Below are 18570 nucleotides of genomic sequence, written 5' to 3'. Positions count from 1 at the left end.
AGGGAAACAAAAATTTTAACGGCCTTTGCCTACTCCACCGCCACGCTCAGGGGCGTCTGAAACGGGTTCAGTTTTTTGGGGCTGAGGCTTCGGTTCCTGCTTATCCTGAGCGGGAACATTCTGACCGCCCTTCACTGGAGCTTCTTCAACTTTTTCTTTAGGATTATTATCCTTCTTTAATTCTGACGGCTTCTGCTTGACGGTTATCTTTTCGTCATCTTCAAGCTCTCCCACAGAATCATCTTTCCCAGCGGCGCTGCCATCAAAGTTTTTTGCTGGCGTAGTGGCAAGGGCTTTGGACATAAAAGCCTTCCAGATTTCTGCAGGTGTCTGTCCGCCAGTCATGTTGTGGAGGGAAGTGTTATTATCATTTCCCACCCAGACGCCAGCTACCAAATCAGGAGTATAACCTACAAACCAAGCATCATGATAGTCATTGGTTGTGCCTGTCTTTCCTGCAGCAGGACGGCCAATATTGGCATGGGTGCCTGTGCCTTTCTGAATGACCGTCTGGAGCATGCTGGTAAGTTCTGCCGCGCTGTTTTCACTGATGACACTGCGCTGCCGTTCCTCAGCCTGTTCGATGACTTTGCCATTCCTGTCAAGCACTTTGACAATAACCACCGGCTCTACATGAATGCCCTTGTTGGCAAAAGTTCCATAAGCACTGGTGAGTTCCAAAGGCGTGACACCTTTGGTAAGCCCCCCCAATGCCGTAGCCAGATTGCGGTCATTTTGTGCACCTTCAAGCACAAAAGTGGTAATGCCCATTTCCTGTGCATAATAGATAGGTTTGTCAATCCCCAGCTTCTGGGCAATCTTTACCGTGGGCACATTAAGTGAATTGCGGGCTACTTCCCGCAGGGAAACCTTGCCATTGAAAGTGCGGTCATAGTTCTGCGGTTCCCAATCCCCCACTTTTACAGGACTGTCGTTAATGACCGTATTGGGCGTGAAGTTATTTTCCAAGGCCGCTGCAAAGACAAAAGGCTTGAAAGCAGAACCGGGCTGCCTTTCTGCCATAGTAGCGCGATTGAACTGATCCGTACCGCGGCCCCCAACCATAGCCTTCACATGGCCATTGTGGGGATCTATAGCCACCAGAGCCCCCTGAGGCTGCTCTATGCCATTTCCATCCTTGTTATAAAGGGGCAGATTTTTCATGGCTTCTTCCGCCGCCCTCTGCATGTCCATGTCAATGGTAGTATAAATCTTCAAACCATCTTTATAGACTGCATCTGCACCATACTTGTCAATGAGTTTCTGAGTGACATAGTCAATGAAATACGATGCTTCATTGGTGTCGGTATTCTTCGTCGCCTTCACCAGTTTCATTTCCTCTTTTTTGGTTTTTGAAGCCTGGGATGCGTTGATGTAGCCATACTTTTCCATCTGATCCAGCACCACGGATTTACGCTCTTCAGCGGCCTGGAGATTGCTGGTAGGAGAATAGTAATTGGGGCTTTTGGGAATGCCTGCCAGCATGGCACATTCGTTCAGATCCAAATCCTCAACATTCTTGCCAAAATAGGTCTTGGCAGCGGCCTGAACACCATAGGCACCCTGGCCAAAATAAATCTGATTCAGATAAAGCTCCAGAATCTCCTGCTTGGTGTACTGACGCTCAAGCTGCAAAGCCAGGAAAACTTCCTGAACCTTGCGTTTCAGCGTACGGTCCTGGGTAAGATAAGCATTTTTAGCCAACTGCTGGGTAATGGTGGAGCCGCCCTCTGAAATGCTCTGTCCCCGCAAGTTAGACCAGAGTGCCCGCATGATGCCGCGGGGATCCACGCCCATGTGTTCGTAAAAACGGTTATCCTCCACTGCTACAAAGGCATTCTGCAGATCCTTGGGCACCTGGGAAATCTTTACAGGCATGCGGTTTTCCGTAGCATGTACATTGGCAATCTCGTTGCCATTGATGTCGTAAATCTGGGATGACGCCGGCGGCTGGATATCACTGGCCAAATCCGGCTTGGTATTCATGCTGGCGGTAAGGAAACCACAGCCTATTCCGGTTACCATAACCAAGACCACGACTATGAAGCCCAGGAAGATACGCCCGGCAGAGCTGCCTTTTTTCTTGGCAGGCCTGCGCTTCTGCTGTTTTGTATTTGAACTTTTGTCCATAAGCAGCCTCCTTAAACAATATGCCTTTTATTATACACCACTGCATAAGAGAAAAGCTACCTTTATTCATTTCAAATTGACAACTGTTGCCCCTGTACCGCCCTCAGTGATATCCGCAAAGGCATAGGAGAGCACGTTTCTGTGGCCCTTGAGATAAGCCTGGACCCCTTTGCGCAAGGCACCAGTGCCTTTGCCATGTATGATCAGCACCTGGCTCAGGCCAGCCATGACAGCATCATCAAGGAATTTGCCTATGATAAGTTCCGCCTCGTCAACCATCATGCCACGGATATCTATCTCCCTGCCGATATTGGCAGTCTTCTGGAGAAAGCCGGCACTCTGGCGATTCTTGTTCCTGACAATCGGAGCAGATGCCTTTTCCTCCTGGCTGCCATGAGCCACAAAGGTACACTTTGAAGCCTTGACTTTGGTACGCAGACTGCCCAGCTGCACCTCAAGCTCGCTGCCGCTGACTTCCAGCACAGTCCCCTTCTGGTCCAGACTCTTTACATAGACGGTGTCTCCTGTCCGGATCGTCTTGATGTCTACAGGCTTTCCCACGCCCTTTTGGGCCATGATGCCAGGGTTTGCCTTGGCCGATGCTTCCGTAAGTCTGGCACGAGCCTCCTGGATAGCCTGCTGTCGTTTCTTGATGCCCATATCCTGGAACTGTTCCTTCAGTTCCTTGATGATTTCCTCGGATTCCCGGCGTGTACGGCGTATCATGGCCGCGCTCTGCTCACGTGCCTTGCGTATGATCTCGCCCTTCTGCCTGGAGATTTCCTCCTTGGTGCGTTCCACCTTCAGCTGCAGGGCAGTAACCCGCTGCTGCCTTTCCATGATGTCGGCATTGCGCTGCTCATACATCATCTTTTCCTGTTCCAGCTCATTGACGACTTTCTCGAACTGGGCATGGTCAGCCTCCACCAGCTGCTTGGCCCTGAGAATCAAGGCTTCGGAAAGCCCCAGGCGACGACTGATAGCAAAGGCGTTGCTAGCACCGGGAGTGCCCAGAAGCAGCCTGTATGTCGGCCGCAGGGTCTTCACGTCAAACTCCACACAGGCATTCTCAATGCCAGTACGGCTATAGGCAAAGGTCTTTAGCTCTGAATAATGCGTAGTAGCCACGGTGGTGGTGCCGATTTCCAGCAGCCGCTCCAGAATGGACATGGCCAGGGCAGCCCCCTCCTCCGGGTCCGTACCCGCCCCCAGCTCATCCAGCAGCAACAGATCCTCTTTCTCCACCTGCCCCAAGATCTTCACAATATGGGTCATATGGGCGGAGAAGGTAGACAGGCTCTGCTCTATGCTCTGCTCGTCACCGATATCAGCATAGACATTCTGATATATGGCCAGCTCGGAGTCAGGGGCCGTGGGAAGATACAGGCCTGACTGGGCCATCAGCACCAAAAGCCCCAATGTCTTCATGCTGACGGTCTTGCCGCCGGTATTTGGTCCCGTGACCAGCAGCATGCTATAGTCCGTCCCCAGCACAATATCTATGGGCACCACTTTTTCCCTGTCAATCAGCGGATGACGGGCCTGCTTCAGGACAGTGCGCCCCTCATCATTGAGCTTGGGGCGGCTTGCTTCCATCTCCCTGGCCAGCTTGGCCTTGGCAAAGGTAAAATCAATTTCCGCCAAAATCTCGCAGTTGTTCTCCAAATCCTCATGATGACGCAGGATTTCCTGAGAAAGCTGCTTCATCAGGCGGTTCATTTCCTGCTGCCTGGCCAGAGTCAACTGCTTCACATCATTATTCATCTCCACCACAGCCATAGGCTCGATGAAGAGAGTAGCGCCACTGGCAGACTGATCATGGACGATACCTGGGAAGTGGGAACGATATTCCTGCTTCACAGGAATAACATAGCGCTCATCACGGACAGTGACGATGGCATCCTGGAAATACTTCTGATACTCTGCAGAATGCAGGATACCTGACATCCTGTCCTTTATGTGAGCCTGAGTAGCCCTCAGTTCCCTGTTGATGCGCCTGAGTTCCACGCTGGCATCCTCGCGGATATTGCCGTGCTCATCAATGGTATTTTCCAGATGGCGTTCCAGTTCCCCCAGGATTTCCATGCCCCGGGCCAGTTCCTTCAGGACAGGCACTTCAAGAGAAAGATCCCGGAAGAAATATTTCACATTGCGCATGGCATACATGGTGCTGCGCACCTCTACCAGTTCGCCCAGGTCTAAAGTAGCGCCCAGCTCCACCTTGCGGAGACTGGAAGTAATATCCCTGATGCCCCCCAGGGGCGGGGCCGTAGTCTCAAATATCTCCACAGCTTCATCGGTCTCTGCCAGCCAGCCGGATACTTCATCAAAGTCCGAACTTGGCAGCAGGCTCTTCGCCAGCTTCTTGCCCAGATTAGAACTGGCGCAACCGATAAGCATGGCCTTTATCTTGTCATATGCTAATGTTTTGAAGGCTTCTTGTTCCATTTTCCTCTTTACCCCAATAATTTATCAAGATGGTCGATTTGCATAGGCTTCATTGTACCATAAAACATAAAAATAGGCACGGTACTTTAATCCGTGCCTATAAATCATTTTCCTGGGAATCCTTGCGCCAGCCTGTCTGCTATGCTTCTGCCTGCCAGTTCTGCCAGGATTTCCACCTTTTTCGCTTTTCTTAAGAGTAGCGCTTTTATTTCAGCTTCCATCATATCCAATACCTTGTCCACCGCTGCGTATACCTTGTCCCTTTCCTCCATGGCAACCTTCTGGGTATAGAAAGAGAGCCTGCCTGTGCAGCTGGTCTCTCCTCTGGTCAGGCCGAAGAAAAGCCGCTGCCTGTCAGCACTGAAATCACCAAAGGCGGCCAGCTGGCCAAAGGAATCGGCCAATATCTCATCCAAAGCATGATTCTTCATGCCACCCAAAAGGCGCAAAGTCTCATAATGGGCACATTCGTGCGCCCGTCGCAAGCGATAGGAGCGCTCCAGCCAGTCCCCCGCCCCCAGCCCCAGCCTGGTAGCGGGAATATTGCTGTAGGGAGCGCGGTTCAGCAACAAGAGACGGTGATGGAAGATATTCTCTGCCTTAGCCTCTATTGTGAAGGCGTTCACCGTCAGAGGCAGTTCCCGTTTTTCCTCCCGTCCGCTCATGAGGGCGTCCATAGCGCGGAAGTCCTCATGACTGCTGGTGGAGATGACAGGCAGCCGCCCTCCCAGAGTCTGGGCAAAGGAAATACCCAGCCCTTCTTCATCCTCCCAGCTGAAATCTAAGGCGGGAAGACTTAGTCCGTCTATCAAGAAATCCAGCACGGTCCGACCCGCTGCCTCCTGCCACTTAGAAACGAAAGCTTCATCAGGCATGGGCAAGAAGGGAACCTCCTCCGGGATTTCATAAGCGTGCTGCAGGTATTCTTCTGCGGTCTGCCTTTGAGCCAAGCAAAGCGTGTCAATTTTCATTTGCCATCTCTTCCCTTATCTGTTGTACCGTACGACTAATAATCACTTGTTCACACTGCCTACAGCACTTTACAACTTTTAGACAAACAAAGATCGCTTACCTATTTTCTATGAATTCCACCCGTACCCGATTTTTTCCTTCTTCATAGGCATAGGAAAAACCGGCTGCTCTCTTTTTCAGCAGGGTAATCCCCATGTGCTCCATTTCCTCCGAATCATCTTCGCTCTCCGCTATGAAGGGATCGTAGGCTGCGCCACCGCTGACGACCTCCACCACGATGCGGTCCATGGCTTGGGCATAGGTAATGTCCAACCTGAGTTCCACCACTTCCCCGTCATTGAAGCTCCCTCGCCAAAACTCATATATAAGTTCCTCACCAGAAAGTTGCAACTGATAGGCCATAGACGCGCCTATGCCATATTTCTCTGCGAAATTCCAGATACCGCCCTGCAGCTGCATCAAGTCGAACTCTGACCGCCTGGTAATCTCATAGCTGAAGAACGTATGCTTGCGGATAAAGGCAATCGTCTTATCTCTCCTGGGTTGCTCAAAAATTTCCTTTGGTGTCCCCTGTTCATAGATGCCCCGGTCCGCAAAGAACAGGATGCGGTCTGACACTTCCTGGGCAAACTTCATCTCATGGGTGACGATGAGCATAGTCAGCCCCTGCTTGGCCAGCATGCGGATAACCGCCAGCACCTCGGCCACCATCGTAGGGTCCAAAGCGCTGGTCGGCTCATCCAGCAGCAGAACTTTGGGATCCATCATGAGGGAACGGCATATGGCGATACGCTGCTGCTGCCCGCCGGAAAGGACCCCCGGTAAGACCCTGGCCTTAGCGGCAAGGCCCACCTGATTGAGCAGCCCCATGGCCTTCTCCTCCGCCTCCTTGCGCTCCATGCCCAAAAGCATGGTGGGAGCCAGGCAGAGATTGTCCAGCACATTGTAATGGGAAAACAGGTGGAATTTCTGGAAAACCATGCCCATCTGACGACGGATGGTGTCCACATCCGCCCCTGGGGCTGTGATTTCCTGCCCGTCAATAGTGATGCTGCCTGCATCAGGCACCTCCAGCAGATTCAGGCAACGCAGGAAGACACTCTTGCCACAGCCAGAGCCACCGATAATGGCGATGCGCTCACCTTCCCTGACACTTAAATCCACCTTGCTCAGCACCTGCAAATCCCCAAAGGCTTTGGAAAGCCCCTGTACTTCAAGTATCCCCATTTATTCCTCCACCGCTCTTCTCTCACGCCATTCCAGCCAGGCAAATACCCCATATACGCAATAAGACATGACGATATAGATGGCCATGCCGCCCAGCATGGTAATCATGGGCTGCATGGTGCGGGAGGCCGTATTGTATATGACACGGGTAAGATCTGTGATAGTCACATAGCCTACTACGCTGGTCCACTGAATCAGGTTCACAATGGTAGACTGGTAGACAGGCCGGGCAATCTGCACCATCTGCGGCAGTGTCACCAGGCGAAAGGCCTGCACTCTGGAAAACCCCAGCGTGCGCGCTGCCTCTACCTGCCCGTGATCTGTAGCCTGGATGGCGGAGCGCAAAAGCTCTGCCACATGAGCCGCTGTATGAAAAGAAAAAGCCAGGATAGCCACCACCACGGGAGACAAGCCACTCTGAGCCAAGACTCCATAAAAGAGCAACATCAAAAGCATCAGTACCGGACATCCCCGCACCAAAGCAATGTAGCCCATGGCCAATAGACGCAGGAGGCGTTTTTTCCCCATGCGGAAAAAGCAGATCAGTGCTCCCAAGAGCGTTCCTGCCAGCAGGGATACCAGAGAAATCTCCACCGTCACCCCAATGCCCTTGCCAATAGTTATCCAGGCATCATTGGCAATAAAAATCTGATAAAGCTTCTCCATCTTCCATCCTCCCAAGCATAGACGGTTTGCCTACATATGATTGCTGCAACAAACAAAACACCGAACATTCTCGATATAAATCCTCAAAAATGTTCGGTGCTTTTGATAACAACTTCTTACTTCTTCACTGCCAGGTGGACAATCTCATCCTTATAGTAAGGCACAGTGGTTGCTGCCCCTTTGGGAAGATCAAAATCCTTAGGACGAACATTGAACTTATCCTCAGGAATCACAGCCCAAAAGATTACATCCACAGTCTTGCCAGAAAGAGCAGCTGCCCTTGCGCCGCTGTCCACCTGTACGATTTCTATATTTCTCTGCAACCGCTTGCTCACCTCTGAGAGCACTGCCGTATTAAAGCCTGCAGGCTTGCCATCTGCCAATACCAGGTCAATGGGAGGAAGGTCGCCAGTGACTGCTACCTTGAGAATGCGGCGTCCCTCTGCCTTTTCCAGTTCCACAGCGTGTGGTTCCTCGCCTGCCTTCACATCCTTGATATATTCCTGGACCAGCTTGTCCAATGTGCCGTCATCCTTCATGGTGCTGATAGCCTTGTTCATTTCCTCCAGCAGTTCTTTATCCTCTTCCCTCACTGCACAGCAGAAGCCATCTTCCAGTTTCACCTTCTTGAAATCAGTCTGGGCAAACTTGTCATTCCTGGCCAGGAGATAGTCCGACACACACTGATAGGTGCTCATCTCATCAATGCTCCTGGATTCTAGCCCCATCTGCATGGAGTTAAGATTGTCATAGTAAGTTATGTCATACACCATATTATCAGGGAAACCACCTCTTTGCCCTACTTCCTTCATCAGCTCCGCCTGCTGCTGCTCACTGATGTTCATGTTCGTCAGCATGCCCAGCTTTAAAGGCTTGCCTCCGGAGCTCTTATGGGGATCATCAGTAGGACCGCACCCTGCCAGCATGGTTCCAGCCAAGGCACATCCCAAAAGCAGGGAAACAACCTTTTTCATGTTCAGCTTCACATTCATGGTTTTTACATCCTTTCCTGAAAAAGCCAGACCAATCCCTGTATAGTATATTTCTTTGTCTTGGTTTATTTCTCCATGTTTATGGATTTTCCTGCAATGCACAAAAAAGCTCCCGTCAAAGACGAGAGCTCATCATTAGATATTACAGGACACCACGGAAATAATGTCCTCTGGTTATATCCTTTCCCTCCTGCTGCTCAATATAAGCCTGCTGTGCTTCATCCAGGTCTTCGGGCATGCCCATGACCTTCTTGTAAGCCCGGGTGATATTCTTCAGCTCCTGCGGCGCCAGGTACTTGCCCTCAATGCGCAGGGTGACAAGGCCTGCAGGCAGGAATTTCATGGCATGGGGCAGCATGGACAAAGTCTTGCTGTTCAGTACATGCATGTGGCAGTACTGATCCATCACCAGCGGGAACAGGGCTTCCTTGCGGTCCTTCAGGAAGTACCTTCCCTTGGTGCAAGGCTGGCTGCAAGGCTTTTTGCCTGCACCGCCCAGGAAGCTGCCTGTCACGCAGTACTCGGAAACCATCAGTTCCAGCCTGCCATGCACAATAGCAGCCAGCGGTATGGCGCTTTCTTTGGCCAGCTTCTTCATCTGCCCCTCATTAAGCTCCGGTGACAGGGTAGCTTCCACCACGCCCAGCCCCTGCAAGGCGGAAAGGGCTATCTTGTTATAGGAAATAAGAGAGTAATCAGCATGGATGGGGAAATCTGTCATCTTCCTCACCAAGGACAGGGTACCTATATTATGCACATGGACAGCATCAGGGGGGAATTCCTTGCAGCTGTTGAGGAGGTTTTCCACAGATTTTTGGGCATTCATCTTGAGTATCCTGGGAGTGTTGATGTCAAAGCGAACCCCCGCTTTTCTTGCCAAATCCCAGGCTTTTCTGTAGACCTCATCACTCAGATGGCTGTGGTGGTAGCTTTCTCCACCAAAAAGGATGCCATCCGCCCCCCCTTCAATAGCCGCTTCCATCTGTGCCAAAGAATCCACGCTGACCATCAGACGGGACTGGCGAAGATTGCCACGTTGTTCACAGGCAGGCCAGCTTTCCTTGCCGTCCAGGGGCGGGTAATTGTAAGGAGGCAGCTCTGCCAGGCGCTGCTGCTCCAGCGCCTCTGCAGCTTTGCGGCGGGCTTCGTTGATCTCGCTCATGGGCACCATGACAGCGCCCTCTATGTGGCATACAAGTTCCTGCAAGGCAAAGACAGAAGTTCCCAGGCGGTCAACCTGCTTGCGGATAATTTCTTCGGTCAAAGGCCGCTTCAAGGCAGGCTCTGCCAGGAACTCTGTGACGGCAGAAGCCGTATGGCCCTCTCCATCCGTAAAGACAATGGAAAGCGGCTTGCCCTCAGCGGCAAAGACTTCTGCCTTGATGCCTATGCGGCGTATGGGGGCGCCGCTTTTATAGCTTTCCTTGGCCTTCTCCATGAGGGCGGCATCATATACCTTGAAGAGACGGTCATGAGCGTGCACTGCTTTTGACAGGGCAAATCTCACCACATCCCCGGCTTCACCCCTGGCAATAACCTGGCCACTATCTGACCAAAGTTCCTTGATGTCGGCTGTGACCCTGCCTCCCACCTTCACCCAGAAATCCACCTGGTCACCGACGGCCAAAGGCCCGGCAAGCTTGACTGTCACCTGGCCGGACTGGCGGTCATAGCTTTCCACACGCCCCACCATGAGCCCACGATTATTGGGACGGCGGTCGCTCATCATATCCTTGCCGGGACGGTCCAGCAGATAAGCGGTAGTGAAATCACGGTTGAAAATCTGCGCCAGGTTATCCCTTTCCTGCTGGGTCACCAGATAGCCTTCACCTGCATAGTGACGGTCAATGGCTTCACGATAGGTGCTGACCACCGTGGCCACATACTCGGGACGCTTCATGCGGCCTTCTATCTTCAAGGAAGCCACTCCGGCCTCAATCAGTTCCGGGAGAACTTCAATGGTATTCATGTCCCTGGGAGACAGCAGATACTTGCCTGCCTTGTCGCCCAAAACATCATTGCCGTTCTCATCAACCAGATCATAAGGCAGGCGGCAGGGCTGGGCACAGCGGCCACGATTGCCGCTGCGCCCGCCAATCATGCTGCTCATGAGGCACTGGCCGGAATAGCACACGCAGAGAGCCCCGTGCATGAATACTTCTATTTCCACCTGTGAGTGACTGCATATATAGCGGATTTCCTTCAAGGAAAGCTCCCTGGACAACACAACCCGGGTAAACCCCAGCTCCTGCAAGGCCAATACACCTTCCAGGCTGTGCACTGTCATCTGGGTGCTGGCATGCAGGGGCAGTTCAGGCACCGTCTCCCGTGCGATTTTTGCCACGCCCAAATCCTGCACCAGCACCGCGTCTGCTCCTGCCTCATACAGGAATCTCAGATAATCCCGCAGAGCAGGCAATTCCTCGTCCCCTACAATGGTATTGACGGTCACATTGATGAGCACTCCACGCAGATGAGCAAAACGGACAGCATCTTTCAGCCCCTCTTCATCAAAATTACTGGCATAAGCCCTGGCTCCAAACATATTGCCTGCCAGATAGACGGCATTGGCACCGCTTTCCACGGCTGCCACCAGTGCTTCACGGCTGCCTGCCGGCGCTAATAATTCAACCACTTGCTTTCCTCTACTTTCATAAATGGCTATGTCAAAAGCTGCGCTTTCTTGACCAAGGGCAGCTTCCCTGAATCTATACATATAAGTGATATTCTAGCACAAAACTCCCCATAATTACAAAGGGCAGGTACATTTTTCGTACCTGCCCCATATTATTCCCACCTGAAATTATTCCGGCAAAACTTCCAGCCAATACCCATCAGGATCTGAAATGAAGTAAATCCCCATGGCCTCATTTTCATAGCAAATGCAGCCCATTTCCTTGTGCCTGGCATGAGCAGCTTCATAATCATCCGTCGTGAAGGCCAGATGGAACTCATTTTCACCCAGATTGTAAGGCTCAGTACGGTCTTTCAGCCAGGTAAGCTCCAGCAGGTGGTGGCTCTTGTGCTCGTCTCCCAGATAAACCAGGATAAAGCCATCTCCTTCCAGACGACGGACTTCCTTCAGCCCAAGGGCTTCCTCATAGAACTTCATGCTGCGCTCCAAATCCAGCACGTTAAGGTTATTGTGTGCAAATCTGAACATCTTCGCCAGCCTCCTGTTTTACACCTACAATTTATGAATCCAAAGCAAACTTCACAGCAGCCTTGGTGCCCGGCCTGAGGTTGAAGGACAGGTCTGAGGGTATGGAAATTTTCACTACCCGTCTGTCATCTTCGCTGCCATCAGCCTCTTTGGGTTCCGTATTCTGGGCAGCCTCCTCTTTTTCCTCCCCAGTCTCCTGTATTTCCTGCACAGTGCCGGAAAGTTCGTGGCCTTCTACCTCATAACTGGCAAACTGGCCCAGGCGGACCCTTTCCAATTGCTCCGGAGTAAGCCTGGCCTCCAGCCAGATACTGCCAGCATCACCAATTCGGACAATAGTCTGGCCTGCTTTTACCTCGCTGTCTTCTTTGATATCCGTGTAGTAAAGTGTCCCTGCCACCGGCGCCACAATCTCCGTGGCCTGTGAATCCTGCTTTGCATTATTGAGAGCCGCCTGAGCCTGCTTGAGCTGCAGTTCTGCCTGCTCAATGATCTTAGGGTCCGTAGGCTGGGTCATAGTGCGATAGCTGGGAGTCGGTGCTGCGCTCTGTGAGGCTGCTGCCTGAGCCGCAGCGTATTCAGCTGCCGCCTCATCGCGCTTCATAGCACTGATAGCTCCCATCTCAAAGAGCTCGTTCATACGCTGCATGCGGGCAGCGGCGCTGGCCAGGTTCTGCTGGGCAGCGGGATTGTAGCCGCCGCCGCTGTCATAGGTGGGTACAGTAACGGTCTGCCCCTGCTTCAGCTGCTCCAGGTTTTTCTCTGACAGCTCTACTGTCTGCTCCAGCTGCCTGATATCTTCCTCAGTGACGTTCACCGCCACTCTGGCAATGACCTGTCCGGCTTCCACATGGGCTCCATCTTCCACCAGTATTTCCGTCACCTTGCCCGCCGCCTTAGACTTTACCCCCACCAGCTGGCTTTCAACCTTGGCATCATAGACAGTCATGGCAGACCTGCCACTGTGCAGATAGTACATGACTCCGGCACATAGCAACGCCACCAGGATAAGTCCCAGAACGCCGTATTTCAACAGGTATTGAACTTTTTCTGTAATGTCTTCTTCTGATGAGTTTTTTTCAATCAATTTTTCTTCTGCCACTGATGCTTCCCCCATGGGCAAAAAGCCCTCCCCGAGGGGAGGACTTGCCTGATGTTATTCGTTGACACCCAACTGAGCTCTTACTATTTCAGCTGCTTTCACAAAGGCCTTGGGCAGGGATTCCGGATCCTTGCCGCCAGCCTGGGCCATGTCGGGACGGCCGCCGCCGCCGCCGCCGATGACCTTGGCAGCTTCCTTGATGATCTTGCCGGCATGGACGCCCTGCGCCACAGCTTCCTTGGAAGCCTTGACCACCAGGTTGACCTTGTCATCATTCACGCAGGCCAGCACCACCACGGCACGCTCCACCTTGGTGCAGGCAAGGTCAGCCACATTGCGCAGCTCGTCCATATTGGCAGCTTTGGCCACACCGGACATGAAGTTGACCTGGCCGATCTCCCTGAGGCCGGCAAAGAGCTTCTGGGCTGCAGCCTTCTCGCGCATCTCAGCCACCTTGTCAAGCTCTGCCTGCATCTGCTTCTGCTCAGCAAGCAGCTTGTCCACCTGAGCAGAAAGCTCGGTCTCGCTGGTCTTCAGCTTGGCAGCTACCTCGGTGAGGGTTGCCATCTTGCCGTTGGCATAGTCAAGGGCAGCCTTGCCGGTGATGGCCTCGATACGGCGCACGCCGGAAGCCACACCCGTCTCGCTGATGATCTTGAACATGCCGATCTGGCCCACATTCTTCACATGGGAACCGCCGCAGAGTTCCATGGAGAACTCAGGCACCTTCACCACGCGCACCACATCGCCGTACTTCTCGCCAAAGAGGGCCATGGCGCCGGCTTCCTTGGCCTCGTCAAGGCTCATGTGGGAAATCTCCACATCCTGGCCCTTGAGGATCTCGCTATTCACCAGTTCCTCCACATCGGAGAGCTGCTGGGCACTGACAGGCTCGAAGTTGGTGAAGTCGAAGCGCAGGCGGTCAGGAGTTACGGAAGAACCTGCCTGATTGACCTGGTCGCCCACTACCTTCTTCAAAGCTGCCTGCAGCAGATGGGTAGCAGTATGGTTGCGGGCAGAGGAAAGCTTCTTGGCCTGATCCACCTGGATCTTCACCGTCTCGCCCACCTTCAGCTGGCCTTCCTCTACATAGGCCTCATGGTAGACAGTGCCGTCTGGCAGCTTCTTGGCATTCTCAGCCCGGACACGGCCAAACTCGGAAATCAGCAGGCCTTCGTCGCCCACCTGTCCGCCGCCTTCAGCGTAGAAGGGAGTCTTGTCCAGGATGATGCCTGCCTCTTCGCCGTCCTGGAGCTCGTCCACCAGCACGCCGTCCTTCCAGATGGCCACCACCTTGCCTTCAGTGGCAGTTTCATCCACCAAGAGCTTGCTTGTATCCAGCTTGGAAAGGTCGGGCACAGCCACACGCTGGTTCTCGGCCCGGGCATTGCGGGCACGGGTGCGCTGCTCCTCCATGGCCTTGTCAAAGCCATCCTTATCCAGCTTCAAGCCCTGCTCATGGAGAATCTCCTCCGTAAGCTCCCAGGGGAAGCCGTAGGTATCATAAAGACGGAAACCGACCTCGCCGGCCAGCTCCTCCTTCTTATCAGCCTTGACCTTCTCGATCTCCTCAGTGAGAAGCGCCATGCCCTGCGCCAGAGTGGCTGCAAAGCGGTCCTCCTCCAGGCTGATGACCTTCTTGATGTAGTCCTGCTTGGCCACCAGTTCGCCAAAGTCGCTGGCCACACCGTAAATGTCCACCACGGCCTGCACAGCACCTTCCAGGAACTTGTCCTTGATACCCAGCATGCGGCCATGACGGATGGCGCGGCGCAGGATGCGGCGCAGCACATAGCCACGACCTTCATTGGAAGGCAGGATGCCATCCATGATCATGATAGCCATGGAGCGGGCATGGTCGGCAATGACTTTCAGGGAAACGTCCTTGGCCTCATCTTCGCCGTACTTCACGCCGGAAACCTTGGAGGCGTACTCAATGATGGGGAACAACAGGTCAGTCTCGAAGTTGGTCTTCTTGTTCTGCACCACGGAAGCCAGACGCTCCAGACCGCAGCCCGTATCGATGTTCTTATGGGCCAGGGGCTTGTACTCCCCGTCCTCGGTGCGGTCGTACTGGGTGAACACCAGGTTCCAGATTTCAAGGTAACGGTCGCAGTCGCAGCCTACAGCACAGGTAGGCTCGCCGCAGCCGCGCTCCTCGCCCAGGTCGATGTAGATCTCGGAGTCCGGGCCGCAGGGACCGGGGCCGATTTCCCAGAAGTTGTCCTCCATCTTCACGATGTGATCCTGGGGGAAGCCCGGCTGGGACTTCCAGATTTCGATGGCCTCATCGTCATCGGGGTAGACAGTCACCCAGAGCTTCTCCTTGGGCAGTTCCACCACTTCCGTCAGGAACTCCCAGGCCCAGGGAATAGCCTCACCCTTGAAGTAATCACCAAAGGAGAAGTTGCCCAGCATCTCAAAATAAGTCTGATGACGCGCCGTGCGGCCCACGTTCTCGATATCGCCGGTACGCACGCAGCGCTGGCAGGTGGTCACCCGGGTGCGGGGTGGCTTCATCTTGCCCGTGAAGAAGGGCTTCAGAGGCGCCATACCGGCACCAATCAGGAGCAGGGTGGGATCATCCTGCGGAATCAGGGAAAAACTGGGCAGGCGCAGATGGCCTTTTTTCTCAGAAAAGAACTGCAGATAAGCCTCACGCAGTTCATTGCCACTCATGTACTTCAAACAAATCTACCCCCATATAAGGATTTATGTGCTATGCAGAGCATTTAAGCCTGTTAATCGCTAGTTAATTAGTATACCATCTATCCTTAAATCTGTCCAATTCATACAAAAAAATGATGGCAAACAAAAACAGGCTATAAAAGAATCTGTACCATCCTTTACAGCCTGTCCATAGCTTCATCTTTTGCTTGTGGCCTGCCCTGAACTACGGGCAGCCATCATCAAAGTCCTGCTTCTTTTTTCAGGAGTTCTGCCTTATCAGTCTGCTCCCAAGGAAGTTCCACATCGGTGCGCCCAAAGTGGCCATACGCAGCAGTCTGACGATAGATGGGACGGCGAAGGTCCAGCATCTTGATGATGCCTGCAGGACGCAGGTCGAAGTGCTTCCCTACCAGTTCCTCAATCTTCTCCTCTGCCACCTTGTTGGTGCCGAAGGTGTCCACCATGACGGACACGGGACGAGCCACGCCGATGGCGTAAGCCAGCTGGATCTCGCACTTGTCAGCCAGCCCAGCAGCCACGATGTTCTTGGCCACATAGCGGGCAGCGTAGGCAGCACTGCGGTCCACCTTCGTGGGATCCTTGCCGGAGAAAGCTCCGCCGCCATGGCGTGCCCAGCCGCCGTAGGTGTCCACGATAATCTTGCGGCCTGTGAGGCCGGAGTCTCCCTGAGGGCCGCCGATGACGAATTTGCCAGTGGGATTCACGAAGATACGGGTATCATCCTTCAGGAGTTCTGCAGGCACCACAGGCTTGATAACCTGCTCGATAAGGTCCTTCCTGATCTGTTCCAGCGTAACCTCTTCATCGTGCTGAGTGGAAATGACAATGGTCTCCACGGCTACTGGCTTGCCATCTTCGTAGGCCACCGTCACCTGGGTCTTACCGTCCGGACGGAGGTACGGCAGAGTGCCGTTCTTGCGTACCTCGGTGAGGCGACGGGCCAGACGGTGAGCCAGTGCGATAGGCAGAGGCATGAACTCAGGGGTCTCGTTGGTGGCATAACCAAACATCATGCCCTGGTCACCGGCACCGGTTGCCTCCTCCACGGACATCTCACCCTCGCGGGCCTCCAAGGCCGTGTTCACACCCTGAGCGATATCAGGGGACTGCTCATCCAGAGAAACCAGGATGCCGCAGGTTGCATAATCAAAACCGTACTTGGCACGGGTGTAGCCGATATCCTGCACGGTATTGCGGATAATCTTGGGAATATCCACATAACAGCTGGTGGAAATCTCGCCCACCACGTGCACCTGACCCGTGGTCACCAGTGTCTCACAGGCTACGCGGCCCTGAGGGTCCTGAGCAATGATGGCATCAAGGATGGCATCGGAAATCTGGTCAGCCATTTTGTCGGGATGTCCTTCGGTAACTGACTCGGAAGTGAACAGCATGCGTTTCTTGCTCATAATTTTGCCTCCTTTGCAAATGAGCACTGAATAAATCCCCGACTTTTACGAAAGGGCAATAAGAAAAGGGCTCCCTTACATGAGAGCCCTTTTATGCGTACTCTCATCTTCTAGGTCATGCCTAAAGGAATTGGCACCGTTTTGGAAAACTCCAATGGTTGCCGCGACTTCATCGGGCCTTTCCCTCCGTCGCTCTTGATGAGGAAATATTCAGTTCAATAACTTATGGATAAAATCATAAACTATTTTCAGACAGTTGTCAAGCAGGAAAGGAAACTATCATTTCGGGAATAATTCTATCCCCTCAGACATTTCGTCCCAATATCCCCTCAACCTGTCAAGAATCAGTCCCGCCAGTTTCGCTTTGGACATCAAAGGCTGGCTTTCTTCCCTGCCGTCACGGTAGAAAATCTGCACCCTGTTGGTGTCCGTGCCAAAACCTGCATCTTTGGCAGAAACATCATTGGCCACGATGAAGTCAAGATTCTTCTTCTCAAGCTTCTTCCTGGCATAAGTCTCCAAATCGTTGGTCTCAGCAGCAAACCCCACCAAGACCTGATTTTTCTTGCGCTGTCCCAGCTCATAGAGGATATCAGGATTACGCACCAAAGTGAGGGTTAGCTCCCCATCGCTCTTCTTAATTTTCTGGGAAGAAATTTCCTTGGGACGATAGTCCGCCACAGCTGCAGATTTGATCACGGCATCAACACTGTCGTACTCTGACAGCACAGCCTGCTCCATTTCCCTGGCAGAACGCACCTTGATGGCGCGTACACCGGCAGGTACAGGAATGCTTGTTGGGCCGGATACCAATACCACCTCTGCCCCTCGTCTGACGGCTGCCTCTGCTATGGCATAGCCCATGCGCCCCGTGGAACGATTGCCCAGGAAGCGCACAGGATCCAGAGCCTCTTCCGTGCCCCCGGCAGTGACGAGAATTTTCTTTCCCTGCAAGGATTGGGTCTCAGAGAAATAGTCCAGCACCTCCTGCACGATTTCTGCAGGCTCGGGCAGACGACCCTTGCCCTCCACACCGCAGGCCAGATAGCCGGAAGCAGGCTCAATGATATGTATTCCCCTGTCCTTCAGCACAGAAATATTAGCCTTAGTGGCAGGATTCTCATACATGCCCGTATTCATGGCAGGTGCAAAAAACAAAGGGGCTTTGGTTGCCAGAATAGTTGAGGTAAGCAGGTCATCGGCAATGCCAGTCGCTGTCTTGGCCAATACATTGGCAGTGGCAGGAACAATGAGCATCAAATCCGCCAGGGTGGCCAGCGCAATGTGCTCCACCTTGTACTCCTGCACTTTTGCCCACATATCCTGAGCCACGGGATGACCGCTGATTTCCCGGAAGGTGAGTTCGGTAACAAACTCCGTGGCCTCACGGGTCATCATCACATGAACCTCAGCCCCGGCCTTTCTCAGACGGCTTACCACTTCCACTGCTTTGTAGGCAGCGATGCCTCCGGTGACTCCCACCACGATTTTCTTGCCCTGCAAAAGCTTTGTATCCATGATCTTAGAGCACTGTCTTGTCAATGCTATAGCCGATCTTGCCCTCTACGATTTCCTCCAGAGCATTAGTCACGTTCTTGGTGGAACGGGCCTGGGTGGCCTTGAGTTCCTCACCGTCAAGCAGCTGGCGGGCGCGCTTGGCTCCGAGCACCACCAGGCCATAGCGGCTCTTGACCCGCTTCATCAGAGCGTCCGTAGACGGATTGACCATGCTCATTACCACTTCTTTGTTTGCTTTCATAAAACTTGCAC

The 18570-nt window shown here is 53.2% G+C and carries 12 protein-coding genes, 1 pseudogene and 1 riboswitch; all 13 genes and pseudogenes read right to left on the bottom strand.

The genetic code is table 11. The features are described from left to right. Positions 1-15: 15 nt before the first annotated feature. The 13 genes and pseudogenes from BLW59_RS00370 to rpoZ all read right to left on the bottom strand — a co-directional run bounded on the left by BLW59_RS00370 (position 16) and on the right by rpoZ (position 18559). Positions 16-2130, bottom strand: coding sequence for a transglycosylase domain-containing protein (locus BLW59_RS00370; protein ID WP_074695254.1), 2115 nt, complete (start codon positions 2128-2130; stop codon positions 16-18). Positions 2131-2196: 66 nt separating this feature from the next. Then, the gene (locus BLW59_RS00365; protein ID WP_074695252.1) at positions 2197-4578 is read right to left on the bottom strand and encodes an endonuclease MutS2; all 2382 of its coding nucleotides are present in this window, start codon (positions 4576-4578) and stop codon (positions 2197-2199) included. 104 nt (positions 4579-4682) lie between these two features. Next, positions 4683-5549 carry a DUF7005 family protein gene (locus BLW59_RS00360; RefSeq protein WP_074695250.1) on the bottom strand — a complete coding sequence of 289 codons (867 nt, stop codon included), beginning with the start codon at positions 5547-5549 and terminating at the stop codon, positions 4683-4685. A 502-nt stretch (positions 5550-6051) separates the two neighbouring features. Continuing rightward, positions 6052-6771: pseudogene (locus tag BLW59_RS18065) on the bottom strand (amino acid ABC transporter ATP-binding protein); the annotation flags it as partial. Between the two features lie 6 nt (positions 6772-6777). Next, entirely contained in the window at positions 6778-7443 is a 666-nt protein-coding gene (locus BLW59_RS00350) for an amino acid ABC transporter permease (protein ID WP_074695248.1), read from the bottom strand. A 116-nt stretch (positions 7444-7559) separates the two neighbouring features. After that, entirely contained in the window at positions 7560-8435 is an 876-nt protein-coding gene (locus tag BLW59_RS00345; protein ID WP_029543923.1) for a transporter substrate-binding domain-containing protein, read from the bottom strand. A gap of 142 nt (positions 8436-8577) precedes the next feature. Beyond that, positions 8578-11070, bottom strand: a complete 2493-nt coding sequence (locus BLW59_RS00340; RefSeq protein WP_029543922.1) for a U32 family peptidase — start codon at positions 11068-11070, stop codon at positions 8578-8580. Between the two features lie 168 nt (positions 11071-11238). Continuing rightward, positions 11239-11598 carry a VOC family protein gene (locus BLW59_RS00335; protein ID WP_029543920.1) on the bottom strand — a complete coding sequence of 120 codons (360 nt, stop codon included), beginning with the start codon at positions 11596-11598 and terminating at the stop codon, positions 11239-11241. Positions 11599-11629: 31 nt separating this feature from the next. Beyond that, positions 11630-12715 carry an HlyD family secretion protein gene (locus BLW59_RS00330; RefSeq protein WP_051650307.1) on the bottom strand — a complete coding sequence of 362 codons (1086 nt, stop codon included), beginning with the start codon at positions 12713-12715 and terminating at the stop codon, positions 11630-11632. A gap of 39 nt (positions 12716-12754) precedes the next feature. Then, positions 12755-15379 (bottom strand): alanine--tRNA ligase, encoded by a 2625-nt coding sequence (gene alaS / locus BLW59_RS00325; RefSeq protein ID WP_175463327.1) that lies wholly within the window; start codon positions 15377-15379, stop codon positions 12755-12757. A gap of 230 nt (positions 15380-15609) precedes the next feature. Beyond that, positions 15610-16800 carry a methionine adenosyltransferase gene (gene metK / locus BLW59_RS00320; protein WP_029543915.1) on the bottom strand — a complete coding sequence of 397 codons (1191 nt, stop codon included), beginning with the start codon at positions 16798-16800 and terminating at the stop codon, positions 15610-15612. A 100-nt stretch (positions 16801-16900) separates the two neighbouring features. Next, positions 16901-17005: riboswitch (SAM riboswitch) on the bottom strand. Between the two features lie 74 nt (positions 17006-17079). Further along, the gene (gene coaBC, locus BLW59_RS00315; RefSeq protein WP_074695524.1) at positions 17080-18318 is read right to left on the bottom strand and encodes a bifunctional phosphopantothenoylcysteine decarboxylase/phosphopantothenate--cysteine ligase CoaBC; all 1239 of its coding nucleotides are present in this window, start codon (positions 18316-18318) and stop codon (positions 17080-17082) included. Between the two features lie 4 nt (positions 18319-18322). Continuing rightward, positions 18323-18559: a DNA-directed RNA polymerase subunit omega gene (gene rpoZ, locus BLW59_RS00310; RefSeq protein ID WP_029543912.1), complete on the bottom strand. Its 237-nt coding sequence runs from the start codon at positions 18557-18559 to the stop codon at positions 18323-18325. Positions 18560-18570: the final 11 nt, after the last annotated feature.

The organism is Selenomonas sp. KH1T6 (assembly GCF_900108415.1).
GTDB lineage: Bacteria > Bacillota > Negativicutes > Selenomonadales > Selenomonadaceae > Selenomonas_B > Selenomonas_B ruminantium_A.
The sequence above is the reverse complement of the archived record's forward strand: the minus strand, read 5'-3'. Positions and strand labels throughout refer to the sequence as shown.